The sequence below is a fragment of the Streptomyces sp. NPDC014623 genome (assembly GCF_043088245.1).
Lineage (GTDB): Bacteria > Actinomycetota > Actinomycetes > Streptomycetales > Streptomycetaceae > Streptomyces.
The window spans coordinates 255423-277649 of record NZ_JBIBZU010000003.1 but is presented as its reverse complement, the minus strand read 5'-3'; the positions used below and the strand labels follow the sequence as shown (position 1 = coordinate 277649).

The window sequence follows — 22227 nt, the reverse complement described above, 5'->3', positions numbered from 1 at the left end:
CAGAGGGAAGAACGACTGTACGAAGCGCGGGGCGAACCGCGCAGGCGGAGGTGAGACGGTGACCGAACCGCACGACGGCGAGATCCCCGACGGGCTCAGCGCCGCGGAGCTGGGTATGTGGCAGTCCTTCCGGAACGGCACCACCTACGATCTGCGCTCCCACGATCCGGTCCGCGACGATCCGTTCTCCCCGCACAGCTGGGGGCCGGAGCGGAGCGTCGGTGCCCGGACGGTGGCGCGGCTGCTGCTCAGCGGACCGGCGGCACGGCCGGGGCGGGTGGCCGCGCTGAAGCTCCGGGGTCTTCGCATCACGGGGAAGCTGGATCTGGCGGGCGGCCGCGTCTCGCCCTATGTGGAGCTGACGGGCTGCCGCTTCGAGCAGGAGGTGGTGCTGCCGGAGTGCCACTTCACGACGCTGCGGATGGTGGGCTGCGCGGTGCCGAGGCTGGAAGCCGCCCGGTTGCACACGGAGGGTGACCTCCATCTGCCGCGCTGCCGGATCGAGCGCGGTATCCGGCTGACGGACGCCCAGATCGGTACGGACCTGCTGATCAACCAGCTCCGTGCCGGGCCGGACCGGCGCGGCCGCGCCTTCGTGGGCGACGGGATGTCGGTGGCGCAGGACCTGCAGGCCGAGATGATCGAGACGCGCGGCGAGCTGAGCCTGCGCGGGGCGAAGGTCGGGGGTTCGCTGAGCCTGCGCGGCAGCCGGCTGCGCGCCACGGACGGGCGGCGGGCGCTGAACGCCCCGCAGCTGAGCGTGGAGCGCACGCTGTACATGACCGAGGCGTGGGTGAGCATCGACACGGGGAACCAGGGCACCACCCCCCCGTTCGGTGTGGCGCGCGGCGGCGGTCCGGCGCGCGGGATGCGCTCGCAGGTCTTCGAGTGCCGGGGGGCGGTGCGGCTCGACGACGGGCGGTTCGGGGACGCGGTGGACCTGCACAAGGCCCGGTTCGTGCTCGCCGACCGCGAGGAGCTGTCGCTGCGCCGGATCGTCACTCCCGAGCTGCGGTTCAACGCGGAGCGCCCGCGGGAGGGCCGGGTCGTGCTGAACGGCGCGAAGGTCGTCACGCTGATCGACGTCTCGACCAGCTGGCCGGGTCCGGGCGGCCTGGCGATGGGCGGCTTCGTGTACGAGAACCTCGTCCCGTACGGCCATTTCCCGCTGTCCCGGCGCCTGGAGTGGGTGCTGGCGGCGACCCCGGAGTACGTACCGGAACCGTACGAGCGCCTCGCGGCGGTGCTGCGCAGCTGCGGGGAGGACGCGGACGCGCGCGAGGTGCTGCTGGCCAAGCAGCGGCGGCGGCGCGAGACGCTTCCGCCCGCGGGGCGGATCTGGGGCTATCTGCAGGACTGGACGGTCGCGTACGGCTACCGGCCGGGGCGGGCCCTGGTCTGGATGGCGGTGCTCTGGGCGGCGGGGGCGGTGGCCTTCTCGCAGTACAGCCCGGAGTCGATCAAGGGGGACGAGCATCCGCGGTGGAATCCCGCGTTGTACGCGCTGGACCTGCTGGTGCCGGTGATCGATCTCGGGCAGGACGGTTACTGGCTGCTGGAGGGGGGCTGGCAGTGGATGGCGGCGGCCCTCGTGCTGGTGGGATGGATACTGGCCACGACGGTGGCGGCGGGCGCGTCGCGGCTGCTGCGGCGCGGCTGACCGGGAACGGCGTCCCGCGCGGCCGGATCCCTGTCGGCACGGCGGCCGAAAGGCCGGTCGAGACTCGACCGGCCGGGCGGCCGCCGACAGCCGGAAGGTCGTGATCGAGCCATCCGAGGACGCTTCCTTTGCCCTTTCTTTGCCTTGTCCGGGGCAACCCTCCCACTCGCCACAGAAGCTTCACAGAGTCCCTCTGGCGCCGCCCCGACCAGGGCTTTTCAATGGTCTGCACCATGGCTTTCCTCCGCGCACTGCTGAGCTCCGCGCGCACGTTCCGGTACGGCCCCGGGCTGGCCGCCGGGCTGCCGGCGGACGACGCGGTGTTGCTCGACGCCCCCGACGAACGGCTCTCCCCCGCGCTGGTGGCGGCGGCGTCGGACGACTTCGGTCCCGCGGCCAAGCTCCTCGCCCTCACCCGGGACGCCGCCGACTGGGAGACCCGCGACCGCGCCCTGGCCCAGCTGGTCGCCTTCGCGCACAGTCGCGACGGCTGGCTCACCGGCTGGCTGGCCACCGCCCCGCGCGACCCGGACGCCCTGCTCGTCAAGGCCGCGCTGGCGGTGCACCGCGCGTGGGAGTCCCCCGCCCACGCCGAGCTGCTCCGCGACGTGAGCCCGCTGATCACCGCTGCGGCCGAGGCCGATCCCCGCGACCCGGTGCCGTGGCGGCTCGCGCTCGACCATGCCCGTGGCACGCACGCCCCGCACACGGTCTTCGAGTCGCTGTGGGAACAGGCCGTGCGCCGCTCCCCGCACCACTACGGCAGCCACGTCTCCGCGCTCCGGTACCTCTCGGCCGAGTGGTACGGCTCCCACCGCGAATGCTTCGACTTCGCCGAACGGGCGGCCGAGGACGCCGCCCGCGACTCCCTGGTGCAGGCACTGCCCGTACGCGCGGCATACGCCCTGCTGCGCGACGAGAAGGCGGCCGCGCGGGCGAACTCCGTGCAGGGCGACCGGATCGACGCCGCCGTCGACCTCGCGATCAGGCTCTCGGCCGGATTCCCCGCCGGGGACCCCCGGCCGGCGGAGGTCCGCAACCTCCTCGCCTACGTCCTGGTCGCACGGAGCCGCGCGGCCGAGGCGCTGGAGCAGTTCCGGCTGATCGGGCCGTACGCGACCTCGTTCCCCTGGGCGTCCGTCACCGGGGAGGCGCTCGGGGGATTCCTCGACGCGCGGGCGGACGCCCGGCTCCGGGTGGCCTCTTCGACGCCCCTGTGCGGGAGGCCGGAACACGACGGGCGCCGCGACCATTAGGCTTGGCCGCTGTGACCACCGCTCGCCTGCCCCTCTTCCCGCTGAACGCGGTGCTGTTCCCCGGCCTCGTGCTGCCGCTCAACGTCTTCGAGGAGCGTTATCGCGCCATGATGCGCGAGCTGCTCGAGACCGACGAGGACGCACCGCGCCGCTTCGTGGTGGTCGCGATCCGCGACGGCCGTGAGACCGCGCCGACGGCCACCGGGATGCCGGACACCGTCGCCGCCGCGCCTCCTGTGGAGCGGGCCCCGGCCGACGGCTTCGGACCCGACCCCCTCCAGACCTTCCACCGCGTCGGCTGCGTCGCGGACGCGGCCAAGATCCGTGAGCGTGCCGACGGCAGTTACGAGGTCCTGGCGACCGGCACCACCCGGGTCCGGCTGCTCTCCGTCGACGCGAGCGGCCCGTTCCTGACGGCCGAGGTGGAGGAACTGCCCGAGGATCCGGGCGCCGCCGTCGGCGAGGACTCACCCACGGACGAGGCGGGAGCCCTGGCCGAGGGTGTCCTGCGCGCCTTCCGCAGCTACCAGAAGCGGCTGGCCGGCGCGAGCGAGCGTTCCCTGACGACCGGCGCGGACCTGCCTGACGACCCGTCCGTCGTCTCGTACCTGGTCGCGGCCGCCGCCGTGCTGGACGTCCCGTCGAAGCAGCGGCTGCTCCAGGCCCCCGACACCGCGACCCGGCTGCGTGAGGAGCTGTCGCTCCTGCGCAAGGAGACCGCGGTCATCCGGCACCTCCCGTCGCTGCCGGCGGCCGACCTGACCCGCGAACCCACGTACCCCAACTGACCCGAGGACCTGCCCGGTGGCGAAGAAGTCCAGGAAGCAGCAGGCCGGCGGCACCCCGGCCACAGTGGCTCTGACCACGGCCGGCACGGAGTTCACGGTCCACTCGTACGACCACGATCCGGCCTCCCCCTCCTACGGCGAGGAGGCGGCCGAGGCCCTCGGGGTCTCCGCCGACCGGGTGTTCAAGACCCTGGTCGCCGACGTGGACGGCGAACTGGTCGTCGCCGTCGTCCCCGTCGCCGGATCGCTCGACCTGAAGGCGCTGGCATCGGCGGTGGGCGGCAAGCGGGCGGCCATGGCGGACCCGGCGGCCGCGGAGCGCACCACGGGCTATGTGAGGGGCGGCATCTCCCCCCTGGGCCAGCGCAGACGCCTGCGCACGGTACTGGACGCGTCGGCCGCGGCCCACCCGACGATCTGCGTCTCGGCGGGACGGCGCGGCCTGGAGGTCGAGCTGGCCGCCTCGGACCTGGCCGCTCTGACGGACGCCGTGGTGGCCCCCATCGGCCGGGCGTGACCGCGAGGCGCCGCCTGCGGGAAAGCGGGGCGCCGGCCCCGCTCCGCGGTTTTCGCGCGGGGGAACGGTTTCCTTCTCCCGGACGTGCCGGGCCGGGCGGTCGCGCGGCCGTCCGCGAGTGTCTGCCGGGGGACACCGCGCCACGGACGCCCGGATCATGGCTCCGCACAGCGGTCATGACGGGATCGTCGAGGCCGGCGCACTGGTGGCGCTCGACGACGCGTACGACCCGGAGGGATCCAGCACCGCCTTCGAGCGGGCCGTGCCGCCTCGCTGCCGACGCGGGCGTACGCCCACCCGGAGGAGGCCGACCGGGCGCTGGAGCGCGCGGAGCGAGGGGCCTGCGGGCGCTGCGAGCGGTGCCGCGAGCCGATCCCTCCGGGTCGCCAGGAGGTGCGTCCGGCAGCGGGGACCTGTGTACGCCGCGCTGCGGACGCACCACGCCGGCCCGGTGCGGGTGCTCCCCCGCCGTCCGGCGGGGTCAGCGCTTGAAGGCGTCCTTGGACTTCTCCTTGGTGCCCCTGCCCTTGCCCCGGGCCTCCAGTGCCGCTCCCTTGGCCGCGGTGGTGTCGTCACCCGCCGCGTGGGCCGCCTTGCGTACGGCCTTGCCGACGATCTGCTCGGCCTTGGCCTTGGTCTTCTCTCCGGCGCTCATGTCGGTCCTTTCGTAGGTGCTCACCCGGTCGCCTGCCCCTGACCCCGGGACGGAAACGGGCCGAAGCCGAAACGCCGGCGGAGAAAAGCCCCGCCAGGGCGCGGGGCCGGAGTGGGACAGACCGGTGAGGTGCCTCCCGCTCGCCCTCCGGGGCAGGCCGGACCCGGCCTCACTCCTGCCTCGGGGGACATCGGCGCTCCGCGCCCGCGGATTCGTCACCGGTCCCGTTCGGCGGGGGTACGGACGGGGCGCCCGAGCGGGTCAGCAGCCGCTCGACGTCCGCGAGTGGACGCAGGACGCAGCGGTCGAGCAGCAGGGACGGGCTGATGAGGGTCGAGCCGACCTCGTGCCCGGCCTTGACGCAGGTGTAGGGCGAGCTGTGCACCGTCACGTCGTCGCCGACAGCCGTGATCCGGCCGGCCAGCGCGGCCTTGCGGGCACAGACCGCCACCGGCCCGACGACTTCTCGGGTCGCGCGGCCCGCCCGCACCCGGCGTGCCCACAGCAGTTCCAGGATCAGGTGGCCGCGCACGGAGAAGCCGCCGATCGCCGTGCCGAGCAGCCAGCCCTCGCCCAGCCGGCTGCGCAGTCCCTCCGCCGTGTCCCGGCCGGCCGCGACCTCCAGCACGCTGCAGCGCGGGACGACCGTGCCTCGGCGGCCCCGTCCGTGCCCGGTGCTGCGGCCGTCGCTGAGCGCCCGGGTGCTCCGGTCGGTGAGCAGCCCCGTCCAGTAGCCCTCGCGCAGCAGCGTGACGGTCCGTGCGGTGGTGCCCTCGTCGTCGCGCGCGTAGCTGCCCGCGTACGGGCGGGCCCCGGGCCGGTCCCGTACCGTCAGCGCGGCCGGTGTCCAGCGGTCGCCGAGGACGCGGCCGAGGGCGCCGCCGTCGGTGAGGTAGTTGTCGGCCTCGCTGGTGTGCCCGAAGCATTCGTGCGCCAGGACCCCGGCGGCCGTGGGCGACAGCAGCGCCGGCCCTGTCACCGGCTCCGCCAGCGGCGAGCGCAGCCGCAGCAGGGCTTGGTCGTCGAGGAGCTGCCGTACGCCCTGTCGTATCTGGCCGGCCACGAAAGGACGGTCGTAGGCGGCGGTGCCCCACTGGGGTGTCGAGCCGTGGTGCGGGGCACCGAGGCTGATGCGCACCCGCCACAGCCCGTCCCGCTCGTCCGGGACGATCCGTGCCCTCGGTCCCAGCTCCACCCGCGCCGCGTCCAGCGCCTCGGACAGGACGTCGGTCACGACGGCGGTGTGTCCGTGACCGTGCGCAGGGCCCGGCGCAACGCGTCCTCGAGCCGTTCGGTGTCGGGTGGGCCGAGCGGCATCGGCTGCCACCAGGCCGGCTCCCGCGACAGTGCGCCCAGGAGGGGCTTGAGGTGCCGGGAGAGCGCGCTCCGGGCGTTGTACGAGAAGGAGACACTGACGGAGCCTCCGCTGCCGTCCCCCTCCACACCCTCGTGCGGGGCGAACAGCGGCAGGTAGAGCACGTCGCCGGGGTGCAGTTCCGCGCGGAAGGGCTCCTCGGGCAGGCGGCCGGCGGGCACGAAGCCCTTGGTCTCCAGCATGCGGCTGCGCTGCCGCTCCGGCGCGGTGTCCTCGGGCAGGCCCACCAGCCAGGTCTTCGAGCCCTGTTGCTGCACGACGAAATTGTCGCTGTGGTCGAAGTGGCAGCCGATGCCCGCTCCGCGGCCCCGGGTCACCGACAGGTCCGCCGTGCACTCGTCCCAGCCGAACAGGCCGGTCAGCTTCGCGCAGGCGTCGGCCAGTTCCGGCAGGGTGTGCTGCGCCTGGTTGACGAAGAGCACCGCGCCGTCGGGCCGCCGGCGCACCTGTGCTCCGGGCCCCGGTTCCTGCGGCGCCCCTTCGAGGCGGCGCTCCAGGACCTCGATGTCGGACCAGCCGAGGGCGGGGGCGAGGAAGCGCGGGCCGCAGCCGCGCCAGAGGACCGGGCGGCGGCGCCAGTGCTCGCGGTAGAAGAGGTCCAGGTCGAACCGGTCCGTCTCCCGCAGTGCTCGCGCGTTCACCGCAACCCCCAGGCCCGCAGCCGCTGCAGCAGTTCCGCCCGTACGTCCGGCGCCGTGCCCGCGTCGTGGCCGGCCAGGACGGAGGCCAGCGCGTCGAAGAGGGGACGCCCGACCGGGCCGATGACGCAGCGCCCCGCACCCGCGAGGAACATCGTGGGGCGCAGTTCCCAGGCGGCGGGTGCCTCGGAGTAGTCACGGAAGGCGCAGAAGGTGCCGCCGTGGAAGGCCGCGTCGCGCAGGGCGACGTCGAAGGTGGCCTCCGCGCCCGTGGCGATCGCCCGGGCGACGGCACAGGCGGCCTCGTGGTGCGCGAGCGGCTCAAGAGCGCACTCGGGGTCGAAGGGCGGTCCGGCCGCCATGAACCGGTGGAAGCACTCGGGCAGCGAGAGACCACGCCCCCGGGGGGAGTGGGGCACGTCGCGGAAGCGCTGGAACTGCGGTGAGGCCAGGAAGAGTTCGGCCACCACGTTGGTCCCGTGGCCGTGCCGCTCCCGGATCGTCCCCAGGGTGCGCGGGAAGGCCCCCTTGAGCCCCTCTCCCGTGCCCGTGCCACCGCTGACCACGGCCGAGCGGATGTTACGCCCGACCAGCCGCAGTTCCGTCAGGTCCACCCGGGCGAAGACCTCGACCAGGTCCGCGTCGAGCGGCGGCCGCATGCCGCCGGGGCCGTCCGCGGCGAACGCGGAGCGGAACCGCTGGTCGTACAGCAGCCGGTCGAGGACCCGCAGGATGCGTCCGTGCCGCCCGGCCTCGGCCGCGTCGTCCGGGCCGGGCCCGCCGTCCACGTCGTACCCGTCGTCCACCGCGGTGGCCTCATGCTGCATGGACGGTCTCCTTCCAGTCCCGTACGAGGGAGAAGAGGCGCTCCGCGTTCGGCCGCGACTTGGGCACGAGTGCCCCGTCGGCGGTGAACTTGGGGTCCTCGTAGGTGATTCCGGTCAGCCGCGGCATCATCGGCAGCAGGTGTTCCAGCAGGGTCAGCTGTTCGTCGAGCAGCACGCCGTGGTGCAGGTCCCGGAAGCGTCCGTCGACGATCTGGCAGCCGGACAGGTGCACCTCGTGGCAGCGGTCGAGCGGCAACGTCTCGAGGCCGTCGAACATGCGCGCTCCGGTGCGCCCCATCAGCCACTGGTAGGCGAGGATGTGACCGATGTCGATCGTCGCGTGTACGCCCGTCTCGCGGACGACGGTGTCGAAGAACGCGAAGGCGTCCAGCGTGCCGACCAGGAAACTGCCGCCCTCGGTGAAACCGGGGAACTCCACGGACAGCGGCGCCCGCAGCCGCTCACGCCACTCCGCGACCCCCGCTACGCAGCGCCGCAGCCCCTCGGCGGTCAGTACGGGCGGCATCGGGTACGGCAGGCTGCGGCCCCCCAGCGACCAGATCCCCAGGTCCTCGATGATCCAGCGGAATCCGTAGCGTTCGACCAGGGCGTTGGTGAAGTCCGCGACGGCGGACCGTTCGTAGCGCTCCGGGGAGCCGGTGTTGAGCAGGGTGTGGTGGAAGGCGCGCGGGCGGCCGTCGCCGAACAGTGTGAAGAGGCCGTCGTACGCGGGGAAGTAGCGCTCGGGTGTGAGCGGGCCGTAGTCGATGGGCTGGAAGGCGACGAACATGTAGTCGTACACCTGTGCGTTGCGCCGCAGGAACGTTGCGACCTGGTCGGTCGGGCGGCCCTCCCCTGTCTTCTCGAATCCGATGCGTTCGCCCCAGACGAGGTCCATGCCGAGGCCGAGTCCCAGTTTGTCCATCAGGCACTCTCCGTTTCCGGTGGGTCGGGCACGAGGAGCCTCTTGTCGATCATCTGCGCCAGCCAGCGGCGCGCCCTCGGCTCCTCGGCGGTGAGGCCGCCGCCGGGGACGCGCTCCACGCCCACGGGTACGGCAGCCATGCGTGGCCAGGCGACGTCGGCCAGGAACCAGCGCGTACGGACGGAGTCGAGCGCCACTCCGAAACGCGGCCGGGCCCGCAGAGCCGGCCCGGTGACCGCCGTCACCGCCGCGGGCCGGTCCTGCCCGCGCGGCGGGAGGTCGGGCCGGGCGGCCCGCTCGGCGTCCGGCACCGCCTCGACGGTCATGCGCAGCAGCCGCTGTCTGGCCTCCTCCGTCGCGGTGTGCTCGAGGAGCGCGCCGCCGACCCGGCCGCCGGCGAAGGCCAGGCCCTCGTTGGTGACCAGGTAGTCGTCGTCCTGGCGCCGCCGGCCGGCCCACAGATAGCTGCCCGGTTCGGCGACGACCAGCTGCATGGTGTCCAGCCCCATGTCCGCCGGGTGACGGCGCACCACCTCGACCGTTTCCCGGGAGCCCCGGAGGGCGTCGTCGTGCTCGAAACCGTCCATGAACGACAGGTTGGTGACGATGCCGGCCCGGGTGAGGTTGAGGACGGCGCGTTCCGCGTGCGCCGCGTCCTGGCCCTTGTGCAGGGAGTCGAGGATGCCTTGGTGGGCGGTCTCGAAACCGGTCGACACCTGCACACAGCCCGCCGCGCGCAGCCGTTCGCAGAAGGCGGGATCGGCCAGTTCGCGCTCCAGACGCGCCCGGACCCGGAAGGTGAGCACCGCGCCGCGCCGGCGGACCGCCTCCGTCACGCGCAGCAGATGGCGCAGACCGGTGTTCTCGTCGGTGACCGCCACATCGGTCATCCCCAGCCGGCCGGCCAGCGCCACCAGGTGGCCGGCGGCCACCTCCGGGTCGATCTGCTGGAAGGCACGGGCGTCGCGGTAGCGGTTGCCGTACGAGCAGAAGGTGCACTTTCCCCAGTAGCAGCCGACCGTGAGCCGGTAGGGGAACTGGTGGGCCATGTTGGTGTAGACGGAGAAGTCGAACGGTCCGAAGTCCGGCATCGGCTGCTCGCTCAGCACGAAGCCGTCCGCGAGCCCCGTCCGCTCCCGCTGGGCGCCCCCGCCGGTGGTGTCCTCTCCCGTGCCGCCTCTCCCGCCGGTACCCGGAACACGGGTCCCGCCGCCGAGAACGCGGGTGAGGAAGTCCTCACCGTGGCCCAGGCACCAGTGGTCGACGGCGTGGGAGGCGGTGACGTGCCGGCGCAGCGGTGCCGCCCACATCTGCACGGTGGGCCCGCCGAGCGCGATCCGCAGCGCGGGGCGCCGCTTCCTGAGCAGCACGCACAGGGTGAGGACGGGGACGAGCTGGCTGAAGAAGGGCACGGAGAAGGCGAGCATCCGTGGCGGGTCGTCGGACAGCAGTTCCTCGATGCGGTCGGCACACCAGCGCGCCGACCAGCTCTCGCGGCCGGCCTCGACGTACCTGTCCAGTTCGGACAGCAGCAGCGGGCCGTCCACGATCCAGCCGTCCTGGGACGCCTGCTGGGTGACGTAGCGGACCGTCGCCTGGATGGCCGCTTCCTGGGCGAAGCCGGTGGAGCGGTCGCGGGCGGTCTCCAGGAGCCGGACGCCGTGCCGGGCCCGGTAGCGCTCACTGACGGCCCGGTAGATCGCGCCCGCGCTCGGCAGCGCCGCTCCAGGGGGCGGATCGTCCGCGGCGGACGGCTCGTGACGGCGGACCAGGACGCGGGCGCGGTACTCCAGGTTCAGGTCGAGGGTGCGGACCCGGTGGCCCTGAGCCGTCCAGGCGGCGGCGAGCTGCGGCAGCGCCAGGTACGGAAACTGGACGGCCTCGCTCACCGGCGGCATCACCAGCAGTACGTCGCTCATCGCTCATCCCCGTCCCGTGCTCCGCCCGGTGGTCCGTGCCCGCGTCAGCTGTTCGATGAGGTCCAGGCGCTCCCGTGCCGTCCCTGCGCTCTCCGGGTCGCCCCGCGCGTCGGCGAGCACCCGGACGGTGCGCCAGACCCCGGCACGCAACGGCAGCTCCTCGGCCACGGCGCGGAATTCCGTCAGCGCGGCGCCGGGCCCCTCCAGGCGCAGGGTGGCGCGGGCCGACAGGACGCGTGCGTGCATCGCGAGGGTGTCGCGCGGGTCGAGCGCGACGGCCTCGCGCAGTCGGTCCCTCGCCGCGCGGTGGTCGCCCCGCGCGTAGTGTGCCGCGCCGATCTTGTACGCCAGCCAGCTCGACCGGTACCCCTGGGCGGCCGCCCGGTCGTAGCACCGCTGGGCCTGCGCGGGGCTCGCGGAGGCGTGCGCCAGGCCGTGCAGGGCCACCGCCACTCCTGGCGCGGGATCCACCGCGCCGGGCTCCCCGCCTTCCGCCTCGGACCCGTCGTGGACCGGGGGCCCGGCGCCCCGGTGGACGCGCAGCATCAGGTCCTCCGGCCACGGGACGGAGGGCAGGAAGGAGGACTCCCGGGCCCGCAGCCCCAGCCGCCCCGCGACGTCCGGGCCGACCCCGCGGAACTCGCCGGGCAGGAACCCGGAGCGGGTGGACCACGTCATCGCGGACAGTTCGCCCCCGCAGGCCGCGACCAGGCCGGCCAGCTCGTCCACGGAGTGGTCGGGCCTGCCGTGCTCGTCCACCAGCCAGTCCAGGTCGATGTCGGTGACGACGTCGCCGGTCACATGCCGGTCCAGGTGGCGGGTGAGGAGATCAGGCGGTACGACCGAAAGCCGTACGCCGCACAGTGTCACCGCCAGGCAGCACCCCCCGGCCTGCGGATGTGCCGGGGCACCGCCGGTGGCGATGAGGGACACGCAGTCCACCGCCCTGCTCTCCCAGCCCGCGTACGAGATCCAGCTCGGCACCCACACCAGGTCGGTGAGGGCGGCGGCGAGGACGGCGGCGGACCAGAAGTCGTCGAGTCCGAAGGCGCCGGGCACCCCGCGCACCGGCAGCCGGCGCAGCAGCTTTGCGGGGGACGTCCCGGCACGTGCCGCGGCGCGCAGGGCCTCCTCCCCGCCGGGGGCGAGGGGCTTGAGGTCCAGGTGGCGGTCGAAACAGACGACGGTCCGGTCGCGGTAGGGACTCCGCGGCCACAGCGCCGCGACCTCGCCGTGCTCCTCGAACAGGTCAACGCGTCCCGGCATCCCGCGCCCCCTCCGTGAGCGGCGCGGCCTGTGCCGGCGTGGGGGGTGTCCTGGGAGCGGGCAGGGGCGCCGAGGAGAAGCGGCGCGCGTCCGGGCTGAGCATCGTGGCGGCGGTGGTCACCAGGACGAGGACACCTGACCCCAGCATGATCGTCCGGGCATCGGCGAAGCGGAGCAGTACCGCGCCGAAGAGCTGGCCGAGGGGCAGTGAGGCGAAGGAGAAGAAGAAGTCGGCGGAGAACGCCCGGCCGTGCAGCCGCTCGGGCACCTCCCGGCGGAGCCCGGCCATCTTCACGACGTCGAACGCCTGCTGGCCGATACCGCCCGCGACGAACGCGGCCGTGAGCAGCAGCACCGATCCGGTCGCCACGGGTGCCAGCACGGTCACGCCGAAGAGGCCGAGCAGCGCCAGCGAGTGCAGTCCTCTGCTCCGGCCGGCGACGCGCCCGCCGACCAGCGCGCCGACGACGGTGCCCACGGCGAAGGCGCCGAGCACGAGTCCGTAGACGGTGGCGCTGTGTCCCGCTCCGAGCAGGAAGACCGGCAGGGCCACCATCCACGGTCCGACGGCGAGCAGGACGTGGACGACGGCGAGGATCTGCACGTGCCGCAGCCACCGCACCCGCCACAGCACGGCGAGCCCGCCGAGGGCGGAGCGCAGCAGTGACTCGTCGGGCGCCTCGACGGCCGGTTCGGCCGGTCCGGTCTTCGCAGGGCTGTCCGGTCCAGGGCGTGCCGCGTACCGGGCGCCCGCCCAGCGGGTCGCGATCGCGGACAGACCGAAGGCCACGGCGGCGGCAACGGCTCCCGCCGAAGAGCTGAGGACGGCGACGAGCGTGGCGGCGAGGGTGGGGCCGACGATGCCGGAGGTGTTGCGCATGCCTTCGAGGAGGCCGTACGCAGCGGTGACCGCGGCTTCCTCGCGGTCGGGGCCGCCGGAGCCGCCGGGATCCGCGTCGCCGTCGGGGCTGCCGGAGCCGTGAGGCGCGCCGGTTGCGCCGTCCGGCTCCGTGGCCGCGTGTGTGTCCTTGCGCAGCACCCGTGGAGTGATCAGCAGCAGAGCCGGTTCGCTCACCGCTTCGCACAGGCCGATGAGGACGGCGACGACGAGGACGACGGCGTCCAGCCGGCCGTCCCAGAGGAGGGCGAGCGCGATGAGTGCGAGGAAGCGGGTGGCATCCGCGGTGACCGCCGCGGCGACAGGGCTGACGCGGTCGAGAAGAGCGCCGCTGAAGAGGACGACACCACCGAGCGCGATGAAACGGGCGGCGAACACCGCTCCGATGGTCTCCGCCGTCGTTCCCGACCGTGCCGCGGCCACCACGACGATGATCGGGAAGAATGCGTCACCGAGCAGAGAAACAGCCTGCCCAAGACAGAGGCCGGCGAAACGCCGATTTCCGAGCAGCCGCAGATATGTTCTCACCGGGAACGCGAGACCTTTCTCGTGGAGCCTGCCACCGACGGTTTTACCGGCCGGTGGCAGGCCTGCGTCGGTCCTTCGGATCAGTTCTTGAAGCGGAACGCGTGGAAGGCGACGCTCTCGTCCAGGTCCTCGGCCTCCAGGACTTCCAGGCTGTCGAGGTCTTCGATGTCGTCGAGGATGGTCTGCTCGTTGCGTGACTCGCCCATAATTCCTCCTGAAAAGGAAGGATCGCTGCAGGCCGATTCCCGCAGCACCGGGAAATACGCTATCCGGGGAATTCCCGCTGCGAGAATACCGCTCACCCTTTGTGGCCGAAAGCAATTTTCGAACGGCCCGCATTCGCCATTTCGAATACCTGCGGCAAGCTGGCAGAACGCGGCGACGGGAGGGCGGAATCCAGGATTCATAAAGGTGTTCGGTGGCCGGTTCTCGTCTCTCGAAAGGGTGTCGTCCGGCTCCGTCCCTCTCGTCGCCGGGGCGATACCCCGGAGAGGCGCTCGTCCGTTCGCCGGTCCTGACGGATCCGGCCCTCTCGGTTCCTGGCCGTCTCCGTCGCACCACACGCCGGCGGTCACGCCACGGGCCCGTCCCCGCCCACAGGACCGGGACCACGTCGCGCCGGGACAGGCGGCCGTCAGGCCTCTCACCGACGTCATCCACTTCGACAGGGGCGCGACCGTACCGGAGACCTTCCGGCCGGAGAGCACGGTGGCCTGGCCGCGGACGCCGGCAGGCGGCCGTCTCCGGAACCCCGCTACGACCGCGCCGTTCCCGGCCCGTCCGCCGGCCGGCGGCCCTCGGCTTCCGGCTCGGCGAGCTGCGGCGCCGGTCCGGACGCGGTCCCGGTGTCCGGTTCGGCCTGGGGCGCTCCGTAGAAGGTGGCCGCCCCGCGGAAGGGCCCCCACTCCGGCTCAGGATCCCGCGGCCCGAACAGAGCCGTCAGCCCCAGGTGGACGATCATCGCCGCGACGGGCCAGGCGAGAATCGCCGCGCCCACCGCGTGCAGTTCCAGCGGCGCGTCGAAGGTGACCCCCTTGCCGGCCTCCTTGGCATGGGCCACCACATCGGACGTCGGCCCGAACCAGGTGCCGATCCCCCATGCCAGCAGGGAGCCGAGCAGCCCGCCCAGGGCGAGCCCCACCACCAGCGGGATGCCTCCACGCCGGCGGAAGAGGAAGACGGCGACCGCCGAGACCAGGCCGAAGGCGAGTGCCAGCAGCACGAACGTGCCGTCGGCCCCCATGGCCTCCTCACCCTCACTGTTCTTGAGGAACACGGCGGTGTCGTCGGAGACGAGCGGCACCCGCGGCGCGAGCCACAGCCAGAGCAGCCCGAGGAGCACGCCCGCCACCGTCAGCACCGCGGCGATCACCCCGCCCTGCCGGAGTTCCGCACGCCGCTCGGCCGCGTCCGGCTGCTCACCGGGCAAGGCGTGCGACCCGGACGGCGGGGCCTGCCACGGGTCGTTCGGTCGGGGCTGGTGCGGCGGCGTCAACGGTGCGGTCACGGTGCCATCGTGCCAGGCCGGTGCGGGTCTCGCCTCACCGGACCGCCGCACGCCGGTACGCCCATGTGGCCACGGCCAGCGAGAGCACACCGACCGCCGCGCACACCGCGAGGTCGAAGGCGATGACCGCCCAGTCGGGATGGGAGCCGAAGGACCGGGACAGCGCCTCGACGCCGTAGGTCGAGGGGAGCAGATCACGCGCCCAGCCGACCGGTCCGGGCAGCCGTTCGGCCGGCAGCACGCCCAGCAGGAGGGCGGCCGACATGCCCAGCTGCCCGAGCAGCGTCGCCAGCTCCTGCCGCGGCGCCAGCAGCCCGAGCGCGGCGCCCAGCCCGGAGAGCGCGGCCCCGGAGAGCGGGATGACCGCGACGAGGACCCACAGATGTGTCATCGGAAGGCCGAAGAGCACGCTGCCCGCCACCGCCGTGACGATCGTGCCGGGCACGGTGAACGAGGCGTACGCGCCCGCCGCCCCCAGCACCACCGCGGCGGGCGGCACCGGCAGTGTGGCGTAGTGGTCCAGCCCGCCGCCGGCCCGGAGCTGGCCGAAGTACTGGGCGAGGAGGTTGAGCGCGACGAAGGCGACGACCAGCACGCTGGACCCGGCGACGACGGCACGCGCCTCGGCCCCTCCGTCGACGACCCCGCGCATCAGCACCATGATCCCGACGGACTGGAAGGTCGCGACGAACAGCAGCGGGATCCGCGCGACCCTCGCCCGCGACAGCTGCGCCCGGTACACGGCGGCCAGCGACGGAAGCAGCCTGGCCCGCGGCGCGAGGGCCGCGGGTGCGGTGCGGGCGGGCCTGCCGGTCCGTACGGCGGAGGTACGCACCTTCGGCCCGGCCGCCTTCGCGGACTCCGTGGGAACGATGCTCGTCACCTGGCAGTGCTCCCGTCCGACTCCGACACGTTTCCCGACATGTTCACCGTCCCGATCACGCCTTCACCAGCCCCTCGGCGGCCCTGGCGGCGTCCCCGCCGAGCGCCAGGTAGACGTCCTCCAGGCTGGGCGTGGCCAGCGTGAAGTCGTCGAGCGAGGAGAAAGCCGCCCCGCCGGTCACCGCGGCCACCGCGGCCCGCGCCTCGTCCGGCCCGAGCCGCAGCACCCACCTGCGCCCCGACTCCTGGGCCGACTCGCGGAGGGCGGCCACCTCCGGGACGTCCAGGGGCGCGCGCTCGCGCCACACCAGCTCGACCCGGACCTCGCCGGCCACCCGTTCCTTGAGCCCGGCCGGGGTGTCGCAGGCGATGACCTTGCCGCGTTCCATGACGGCCACCCGGTCCAGGACCGTCTCGGCCTCGATGACGTTGTGGGTCACGAGCAGCACCGTCGCCCCGTGCTCGGCCCGCCGCCGGTCGACGGCGGACCAGACGGAGCGCCGGGCGACGGGGTCCATTCCGGTCGTCGGCTCGTCCAGCACCAGGACGGGGCGCTCACCGACCAGCGTCGCGGCGAAACAGGCGAGCCGCCGCTGTCCGCCGGAGAGCTTCTTCAGCGGTCGCCCGGCCAGCCCGGTGATCCCGAGTTCCTCCAGTACGTCGTCGCGCGCGGCGCGCGCCTCCCGTACCGGCAGCCCCCTGAGCCGCCCGGTGGTCTCCGCGGCGAGCGACACGGTCAGTTCGTCCAGGGCGGTGGACTCCTGGCCGAGGTAACCGATGAGCCGTGAGGCCCTCTCGGGGTGGCGGACGAGGTCGTGCCCCAGCACCTCGACGCTTCCGGAGTCGGGGCGCATCAGCCCGGTGAGCTGGCGTACGAGTGTGGACTTGCCCGCGCCGTTGGGCCCGAGCAGCCCGAAGATCTCACCGCGCCGGACATCGAGGCACACCCCGTCGGTGGCGCGCACCTCGGGAGTGGCGGCGCGGCCGCGTCGGCCCCGGACGGCGGGGTAGGTCCTGACCAGATCACGCACCGCGCACACGGTCCCGGTCTGTGCCTGTGCTGCGCCCGTACTCACGAGGTACGAGACTACGGGGTCGGATGCCCCGTACCTCGTCCGGGGCCGGGCAGTGCCGCCCCGCTCACTCCCCGGCAGGAGCGTGCTCGGCGGCGGTCCGTACGTCGATCTCGCGCCAGAAGCCCGCCCGGATGGCATAGCGGTCGTGCTCGTCGATCTGGTCGTCCTTGTGGGCGAGCAGCCCGAAGCGGGCGGCGTACCGGAGCAGTTCGCCGTCGATGCGGTGCGGGACGCGGGGGTACATGGTGGACAGCTTCTGCAGGTGGACGGTCTCCGGCAGCCGTTCCATCCAGCGCCGGGCGAAGACCTGGCCGACTTCGAAGGGGTCACCGCCGACGGTGGTGATGTCCTCCTCCCGGTCCGCCCAGCGCTGCTCCGCGCTGGTGAGCTGGGCCAGGGTCGGCAGGGACGCGGTCTCGGCCGGTTCGCCGAGAGGACCGCCGCGCTCGACCCAGCCCTTGTCCGACGACCAGCGCAGCGTCGCGTTGGCGGCCGGCGGCTGCCCCGCGTGCTGCACGGTCTGCGCCCCGGGTGCGCGCAGACTCGCCAGGTCCTTGGGGGTGGGGACGCCTTTGCTGCCTGGTGCGGCCTGGGTGTGCGGGGCGGTGCTCCCGACCGGGGCCGAGGTGCCGTTACGGGCGGCGGCCTGTGCCTCCGACGCCCGTTCCGCGGAGGCGGCGAGGGCGGCCTCGGGCAGCGGCGCGGACAGGATGGCCGCGATCTCGGGACGCGGGGCGGCCGGGGGCGCGCACACACCGCCGGTCTCCTTGGCCCGTACGGCTTTGGTGATCCAGGCCCGGTCGAGCACCCGTCGCTCGTCGGCCTCGGCGACCAGGTCCTCGGACTGGTTGTAGTCACCGTCGGCGGCCTGGACGGCCCAGAGGTGGACGGCGACCCCGTGCTCCTTGGCGGACATCAGCCCGGGCAGCAGATCACCGTCACCGGTCACGAGCACCACATCGGAGCAGGCCCGGTTCCTGGCCAGCTCGGTCAGTTCGGCGTGCATGGCCGCGTCGACCCCCTTCTGCGCCCAGCGCCCGTCACTGCGGGTGAGAGCTCCCAGCCGGACCGTCACCCGGGGCATGACCCGCAGCCTGCGGTGCTCGGGCTGCGGTACGCGGTCGGGGGCGCCGTCGAACCAGTAGATGCGCAGCAGGGGCTGTTCCGTATCGGCCTCGGCGCGCTCGCGCAGGCCCTGGATCAGGGCGGCGTGGTCGACGGTGATGCGGGAACGTGCGGGCTCTCCGGCCAGCAGGCTCGCGGCTGCGCCCAGCAGGTAGCCGGCGTCCACCAGGACGACGCAACGGTCCACGCGTTCCACCCTCTTCCGATTAGGGAGCGGCTCAGCGGGACCGGGCATGGGAAGGGGTCCGCCGACCCGGGATCTGCTTACTCAGGGTTTCCTTCGAGTCTGCCCGACGGCACGGGGGTTAGGGTCCGGAACTCGATCATCGGCGTGGCGGATCCGAGAACGGCGCATGATATCGCATCTATTACGCTCCGTAATGATCCAACATGCGCCCTTTGTGGTGGTATGTGAGTCTGACAGCGGTTCTGGACCCCCAGATCTCCCACAGGAGGCATCACGATGGCGAAGAACAAGAACCGCAAGCAGGGCGGTCAGCACGACCGCGCGTCCGCCGCGGAGCGTGGCGCGGAGGAGGCGAAGTCGACGGCGTACGAGTCGCAGCCCCAGACGCAGGCCCAGGGCAGCCCGGCCGACATCGCCCGCAAGCACCAGAAGCGCTTCGGCCACAACTGACGGCCCGGACCGGCGGCCGGCAGGCCGAGAGGGGCGCTCCGCCGATGGCGGGGCGCCCCTCTCGCGGGTGCCGGGGCCGTCAGCCGGACAGGCAGGACGGGCCGAGCAGGACCTTCAGGTCGCCGAAGAGCGCGGGGTCGGGCTTCACACGGTGCCGGTCGAGCCGGAGCACAGTGGTCTTGCGGGGGCCCTGCAGCCTGATGCGCACCTCGGTGTCGCCCCGGTGGCTGCTGAGGACCTCCCCGAGGCGGGAGACCATGGGCGGGGTGACCCGGACCGTGGGGATGGTCAGGACGACCGGGGCGTTGGTCCCGGCCGAGGAGATGTCGGGGACCTGCATCTCCATGGCGACCAGGCGCGGCACGTCCTCGCGCTTGTCGAGGCGTCCCTTGACGAAGACGACGGTGTCCTCGACGAGCTGGGTGGAGACCAGCTGGTAGGTCGCGGGGAAGAACATGCACTCGATGGAGCCCGCGAGGTCCTCCACCGTCGCGATGGCCCAGGCGTTGCCCTGCTTGGTCATCTTGCGCTGGAGGCCGGAGATGATGCCACCCACGGTGACGATGGCGCCGTCGGCGTGCTCGCCGCCGGTGAGCTGCGAGATCGCCGCGTCCGATTTGTCGGACAGGACGTGTTCCAGGCCGAAGAGCGGGTGGTCGGAGACGTACAGGCCGAGCATCTCGCGCTCCTGGGCGAGCAGGTAGGACTTCTCCCACTCGATGTCGGAGAACTCCACGTCCAGCCCGAAGCCCGGTTCGCCGCTCTCCTCCTCGCCGCCGCCGAAGAGGTCGAACTGGCCTTCGGCCTCCTTGCGCTTGACCTGCACCACGTTGTCGATCATCGGCTCGTGGTGGGCGACGAGTCCCTTGCGGGTGTGCCCCATCTCGTCGAAGGCGCCGGCCTTGATGAGCGATTCGACGGTGCGCTTGTTGCAGACGACCGCTTCCACCTTGTCCAGGAAGTCGGGGAACGTGGAGTACTTCCCCTTCGCCTTGCGGCACCTGATGATCGAGTCGACCACGTTCTGCCCGACGTTGCGGATGGCCGTCAGCCCGAAGAGGATCACGTCATCCCCCTGGGCGGCGAAGTTCGACTCGGACTCGTTGACGTTCGGCGGGAGCACCTTGATGCCCATGCGCCGGCACTCGTTGAGGTAGACCGCGGACTTGTCCTTGTCGTCCTTCACCGAGGTCAGCAGGGCCGCCATGTACTCGGCGGGGTAGTTCGCCTTGAGGTAGGCGGTCCAGTAGGTGACCAGGCCGTACGCGGAGGAGTGCGCCTTGTTGAACGCGTATCCGGCGAAGGGGACCAGGACGTCCCACAGTGCCTTGATCGCCGCGTCGGAGAAGCCGTTCTTCTTGGCACCGGCCTCGAAGAGGACGAAGTTCTTCGCCAGCTCGTCGGCCTTCTTCTTGCCCATCACACGACGCAGGATGTCGGCCTCGCCCAGCGAGTACCCGGCGACGATCTGGGCGGCCTTCTGCACCTGCTCCTGGTACACGATCAGGCCGTAGGTGAGGCCGAGGACCTCCTTGAGCGGCTCCTCCAGCTCCGGGTGGATCGGAGTGATCTCCTGGCGGCCGTTCTTGCGCTCGGCGTAGTTCGTGTGCGAGTTCATTCCCATCGGGCCCGGCCGGTAGAGGGCCGAGACGGCGGAGATGTCCTCGAAGTTGTCGGGCTGCATCTGGCGCAGCAGCGAACGCATGGGGCCGCCGTCGAACTGGAACACCCCGAGCGTGTCACCGCGGCAGAGCAGCTCGTAGGTCTTGGGGTCGTCCAGCGGCAGGGAGAGCATCTCCAGGTCGACGCCCTTGTTGGCCTTCACCATCTTGATGGCGTCGTCCATGATCGTCAGGTTGCGCAGGCCGAGGAAGTCCATCTTCAGCAGGCCGAGCGACTCGCACTGGGGGTAGTCCCACTGCGTGATGGTGACACCGTCGGTGTGCCGCACCCAGACCGGGGCGTGGTCGACGATGGGCTCGCTGGACATGATCACGCCGGCGGCGTGCACGCCCATCTGCCGGACCAGGCCCTCGACGCCCTTCGCGGTGTCGATGACCTTCCGGACGTCCGGCTCGTTCTCGTACATCCCCCGGATCTCGCCCGCCTCGCTGTAGCGCGGGTGCTTGGGGTCGGTGATTCCGCTGAGGTCGATGCCCTTGCCGAGGACGTCGGCGGGCATCGCCTTGGTGAGGCGGTCACCCATCGCGTACGGGTAGCCCAGGACGCGCGCGGAGTCCTTGATCGCGTTCTTGGCCTTGATCTTGCCGTAGGTACCGATCATGGCGACCTTGTCGGCGCCGTACTTCTCGGTCACGTACCGGATCACCTCGACGCGCCTGCGCTCGTCGAAGTCGATGTCGACATCGGGCATGGACACGCGTTCGGGGTTGAGGAAACGCTCGAAGATCAGCCCGTGGGTGATCGGGTCGAGGTCGGTGATGCCCATGGCGTACGCGACGATCGAGCCGGCGGCGGAGCCACGGCCGGGGCCCACCGCGATGCCGTTGTTCTTGGCCCACATGATGAAGTCGGCGACGACGAGGAAGTACCCCGGGAACCCCATCTGGATGATGATGTCCATCTCGTACTCGGCCTGCTTCTGCCGGTCCTCGGGCACGCCACCGGGGTACCGGCGCTCCATGCCGGCCCGGACCTCCTCCTGGAACCAGGTGACCTCGGTGAAGCCCTCCGGGATGTCGAACTTCGGCATCAGGTCGCGCTTCTCGAACATGCCGGTGGTGTCGATCTGCTGTGCCACCAGGAGGGTGTTGGCGCAGCCCTCCTGCCAGGCGTCGGAGGAGTCGACGGCGTACATCTCGTCCGTCGTCTTGAGGTAGTAGCCGGTGCCGTCGAAGCGGAAGCGGTCGGGGTCGGAGAGGTTCTTGCCCGTCTGGATGCAGAGCAGGGCGTCGTGCGCGCTCGCCTCGTGGGCGTAGGTGTAGTGCGAGTCGTTCGTCACCAGCGGCGGGATGCCCAGCTTCCGGCCGATCTCCAGGAGCCCGTCGCGGACCCGGCGCTCGATCTCGATGCCGTGGTCCATCAGCTCCAGGAAGTACCTGCCCTCGCCGAAGATGTCCTTGTAGTCGGAGGCCGCCTGGACCGCCTCGTCGAACTGCCCGAGCCGCAGCCTGGTCTGCACCTCACCGGAGGGGCACCCGGTGGAGGCGATCAGGCCTTCGGACCACTGGGAGATGGTCTCCTTGTCCATGCGCGGCCACTTCTGCAGCCAGCCCTCGGCGTAGGCGTCCGAGGAGAGCTTGAAGAGGTTGTGCAGCCCGGTGCTGTTCGCCGCCCAGATCGTCTTGTGGGTGTAACCGCCGGAACCCGAGACGTCGTCCCGCTTCTGGTGCGGCTGGCCCCACTGGATCTTGCGCTTGTGCTTGCGCGACTCGGGGGCGACGTAGGCCTCGATCCCGATGATCGGCGTCACCCCGGCCTTCCGGGCCGAGTGGAAGAAGTCGTACGCCCCGTGGAGGTTGCCGTGGTCGGTCATCGCGATGTGCGACATGCCCATGTCGTTGCACGCCTCGAACATGTCCTTGAGCCGCGCGGCACCGTCCAGCAGTGAGTACTGGGTGTGGACGTGCAGGTGCGTGAATGGCGGCTTGCTCACGGCGCTGTGCCTCCGGAGGAACTGGGGATGACGGCTTGGGGGGTCAGCGTGGAAGTCTACGTCTCCGAGGTGAGGGACGGCGGGCACTCCGGGGTACGGTCGCGCGTTGGAAGACCGGGGACGCCCGTCCCT

Annotated in this window: 19 protein-coding genes; 5 read left to right on the top strand and 14 right to left on the bottom strand. The window is 72.3% G+C overall.

All coding sequences use genetic code 11. The features are described 5' to 3' along the window. Positions 1-58: 58 nt before the first annotated feature. From ACF1FZ_RS07610 to ybaK, 4 genes are all read left to right on the top strand, one after another. A complete protein-coding gene (locus tag ACF1FZ_RS07610; RefSeq protein WP_391772442.1) occupies positions 59-1660 on the top strand; it encodes an oxidoreductase in 1602 nt (533 codons plus the stop codon). A 221-nt stretch (positions 1661-1881) separates the two neighbouring features. Continuing rightward, a complete protein-coding gene (locus ACF1FZ_RS07605; protein WP_391772441.1) occupies positions 1882-2916 on the top strand; it encodes a hypothetical protein in 1035 nt (344 codons plus the stop codon). Positions 2917-2927: 11 nt separating this feature from the next. Then, on the top strand, positions 2928-3704 hold the full coding sequence (locus ACF1FZ_RS07600) for an LON peptidase substrate-binding domain-containing protein (RefSeq protein WP_391772440.1): 777 nt from the start codon (positions 2928-2930) through the stop codon (positions 3702-3704). A gap of 16 nt (positions 3705-3720) precedes the next feature. Next, positions 3721-4221 (top strand): Cys-tRNA(Pro) deacylase, encoded by a 501-nt coding sequence (gene ybaK, locus ACF1FZ_RS07595; RefSeq protein WP_391772439.1) that lies wholly within the window; start codon positions 3721-3723, stop codon positions 4219-4221. Between the two features lie 481 nt (positions 4222-4702). On the opposite strand, the gene ACF1FZ_RS07590 is transcribed toward ybaK, so the two are convergent. The 13 genes from ACF1FZ_RS07590 to ACF1FZ_RS07530 form a co-directional block, all read right to left on the bottom strand. Beyond that, on the bottom strand, positions 4703-4876 hold the full coding sequence (locus ACF1FZ_RS07590; RefSeq protein WP_391772438.1) for a hypothetical protein: 174 nt from the start codon (positions 4874-4876) through the stop codon (positions 4703-4705). A gap of 169 nt (positions 4877-5045) precedes the next feature. After that, positions 5046-6110 carry a metallopeptidase TldD-related protein gene (locus tag ACF1FZ_RS07585; protein ID WP_391772437.1) on the bottom strand — a complete coding sequence of 355 codons (1065 nt, stop codon included), beginning with the start codon at positions 6108-6110 and terminating at the stop codon, positions 5046-5048. Beyond that, positions 6107-6892: a JmjC domain-containing protein gene (locus ACF1FZ_RS07580; RefSeq protein ID WP_391772436.1), complete on the bottom strand. Its 786-nt coding sequence runs from the start codon at positions 6890-6892 to the stop codon at positions 6107-6109. The genes ACF1FZ_RS07585 and ACF1FZ_RS07580 overlap by 4 nt, the downstream gene beginning before the upstream one ends. Beyond that, the gene (locus tag ACF1FZ_RS07575; RefSeq protein WP_391772435.1) at positions 6889-7716 is read right to left on the bottom strand and encodes a hypothetical protein; all 828 of its coding nucleotides are present in this window, start codon (positions 7714-7716) and stop codon (positions 6889-6891) included. The genes ACF1FZ_RS07580 and ACF1FZ_RS07575 overlap by 4 nt, the downstream gene beginning before the upstream one ends. Then, the gene (locus ACF1FZ_RS07570; protein WP_391772434.1) at positions 7706-8641 is read right to left on the bottom strand and encodes a DUF692 family multinuclear iron-containing protein; all 936 of its coding nucleotides are present in this window, start codon (positions 8639-8641) and stop codon (positions 7706-7708) included. The genes ACF1FZ_RS07575 and ACF1FZ_RS07570 overlap by 11 nt, the downstream gene beginning before the upstream one ends. Then, positions 8641-10560, bottom strand: coding sequence for a B12-binding domain-containing radical SAM protein (locus ACF1FZ_RS07565; RefSeq protein WP_391772433.1), 1920 nt, complete (start codon positions 10558-10560; stop codon positions 8641-8643). The genes ACF1FZ_RS07570 and ACF1FZ_RS07565 overlap by 1 nt, the downstream gene beginning before the upstream one ends. Positions 10561-10563: 3 nt before the next feature. After that, the gene (locus ACF1FZ_RS07560; protein WP_391772432.1) at positions 10564-11826 is read right to left on the bottom strand and encodes a tetratricopeptide repeat protein; all 1263 of its coding nucleotides are present in this window, start codon (positions 11824-11826) and stop codon (positions 10564-10566) included. Beyond that, positions 11810-13252: an MFS transporter gene (locus tag ACF1FZ_RS07555; protein WP_391772431.1), complete on the bottom strand. Its 1443-nt coding sequence runs from the start codon at positions 13250-13252 to the stop codon at positions 11810-11812. Before ACF1FZ_RS07555 ends, ACF1FZ_RS07560 begins: the two co-directional genes overlap by 17 nt. A gap of 80 nt (positions 13253-13332) precedes the next feature. After that, positions 13333-13458 (bottom strand): hypothetical protein, encoded by a 126-nt coding sequence (locus ACF1FZ_RS07550; RefSeq protein ID WP_262346869.1) that lies wholly within the window; start codon positions 13456-13458, stop codon positions 13333-13335. 548 nt (positions 13459-14006) lie between these two features. After that, positions 14007-14759 (bottom strand): ABC transporter permease, encoded by a 753-nt coding sequence (locus tag ACF1FZ_RS07545; RefSeq protein ID WP_391772430.1) that lies wholly within the window; start codon positions 14757-14759, stop codon positions 14007-14009. Positions 14760-14793: 34 nt separating this feature from the next. Next, positions 14794-15642 carry an ABC transporter permease gene (locus tag ACF1FZ_RS07540; RefSeq protein ID WP_391772429.1) on the bottom strand — a complete coding sequence of 283 codons (849 nt, stop codon included), beginning with the start codon at positions 15640-15642 and terminating at the stop codon, positions 14794-14796. A 55-nt stretch (positions 15643-15697) separates the two neighbouring features. Then, complete coding sequence (locus ACF1FZ_RS07535) at positions 15698-16681, bottom strand: ABC transporter ATP-binding protein (RefSeq protein ID WP_391772611.1); 984 nt, start codon at positions 16679-16681, stop codon at positions 15698-15700. Positions 16682-16781: 100 nt separating this feature from the next. After that, on the bottom strand, positions 16782-18038 hold the full coding sequence (locus ACF1FZ_RS07530) for an NYN domain-containing protein (protein WP_391772428.1): 1257 nt from the start codon (positions 18036-18038) through the stop codon (positions 16782-16784). A 267-nt stretch (positions 18039-18305) separates the two neighbouring features. Between ACF1FZ_RS07530 and ACF1FZ_RS07525 the strand changes: the two genes are divergently transcribed. Next, complete coding sequence (locus tag ACF1FZ_RS07525) at positions 18306-18479, top strand: hypothetical protein (RefSeq protein ID WP_391772427.1); 174 nt, start codon at positions 18306-18308, stop codon at positions 18477-18479. A 79-nt stretch (positions 18480-18558) separates the two neighbouring features. Here ACF1FZ_RS07525 and dnaE read toward each other — a convergent pair whose 3' ends face one another. Further along, positions 18559-22095: a DNA polymerase III subunit alpha gene (gene dnaE / locus ACF1FZ_RS07520; protein WP_391772426.1), complete on the bottom strand. Its 3537-nt coding sequence runs from the start codon at positions 22093-22095 to the stop codon at positions 18559-18561. Positions 22096-22227 lie beyond the last annotated feature (132 nt).

What these genes read in the sequence shown, in the direction of transcription:
- ACF1FZ_RS07605 (WP_391772441.1), top strand. Translation starts at nt 1,882, where the DNA reads ATGGTCTGCACCATGGCTTTCCTCCGCGCACTGCTGAGCTCCGCGCGC.
- ACF1FZ_RS07590 (WP_391772438.1), bottom strand. Translation starts at nt 4,876, where the DNA reads ATGAGCGCCGGAGAGAAGACCAAGGCCAAGGCCGAGCAGATCGTCGGC.
- ACF1FZ_RS07575 (WP_391772435.1), bottom strand. Translation starts at nt 7,716, where the DNA reads ATGCAGCATGAGGCCACCGCGGTGGACGACGGGTACGACGTGGACGGC.
- ACF1FZ_RS07570 (WP_391772434.1), bottom strand. Translation starts at nt 8,641, where the DNA reads ATGGACAAACTGGGACTCGGCCTCGGCATGGACCTCGTCTGGGGCGAA.
- ACF1FZ_RS07565 (WP_391772433.1), bottom strand. Translation starts at nt 10,560, where the DNA reads ATGAGCGACGTACTGCTGGTGATGCCGCCGGTGAGCGAGGCCGTCCAG.
- ACF1FZ_RS07560 (WP_391772432.1), bottom strand. Translation starts at nt 11,826, where the DNA reads ATGCCGGGACGCGTTGACCTGTTCGAGGAGCACGGCGAGGTCGCGGCG.
- ACF1FZ_RS07550 (WP_262346869.1), bottom strand. Translation starts at nt 13,458, where the DNA reads ATGGGCGAGTCACGCAACGAGCAGACCATCCTCGACGACATCGAAGAC.
- ACF1FZ_RS07525 (WP_391772427.1), top strand. Translation starts at nt 18,306, where the DNA reads ATGGCGAAGAACAAGAACCGCAAGCAGGGCGGTCAGCACGACCGCGCG.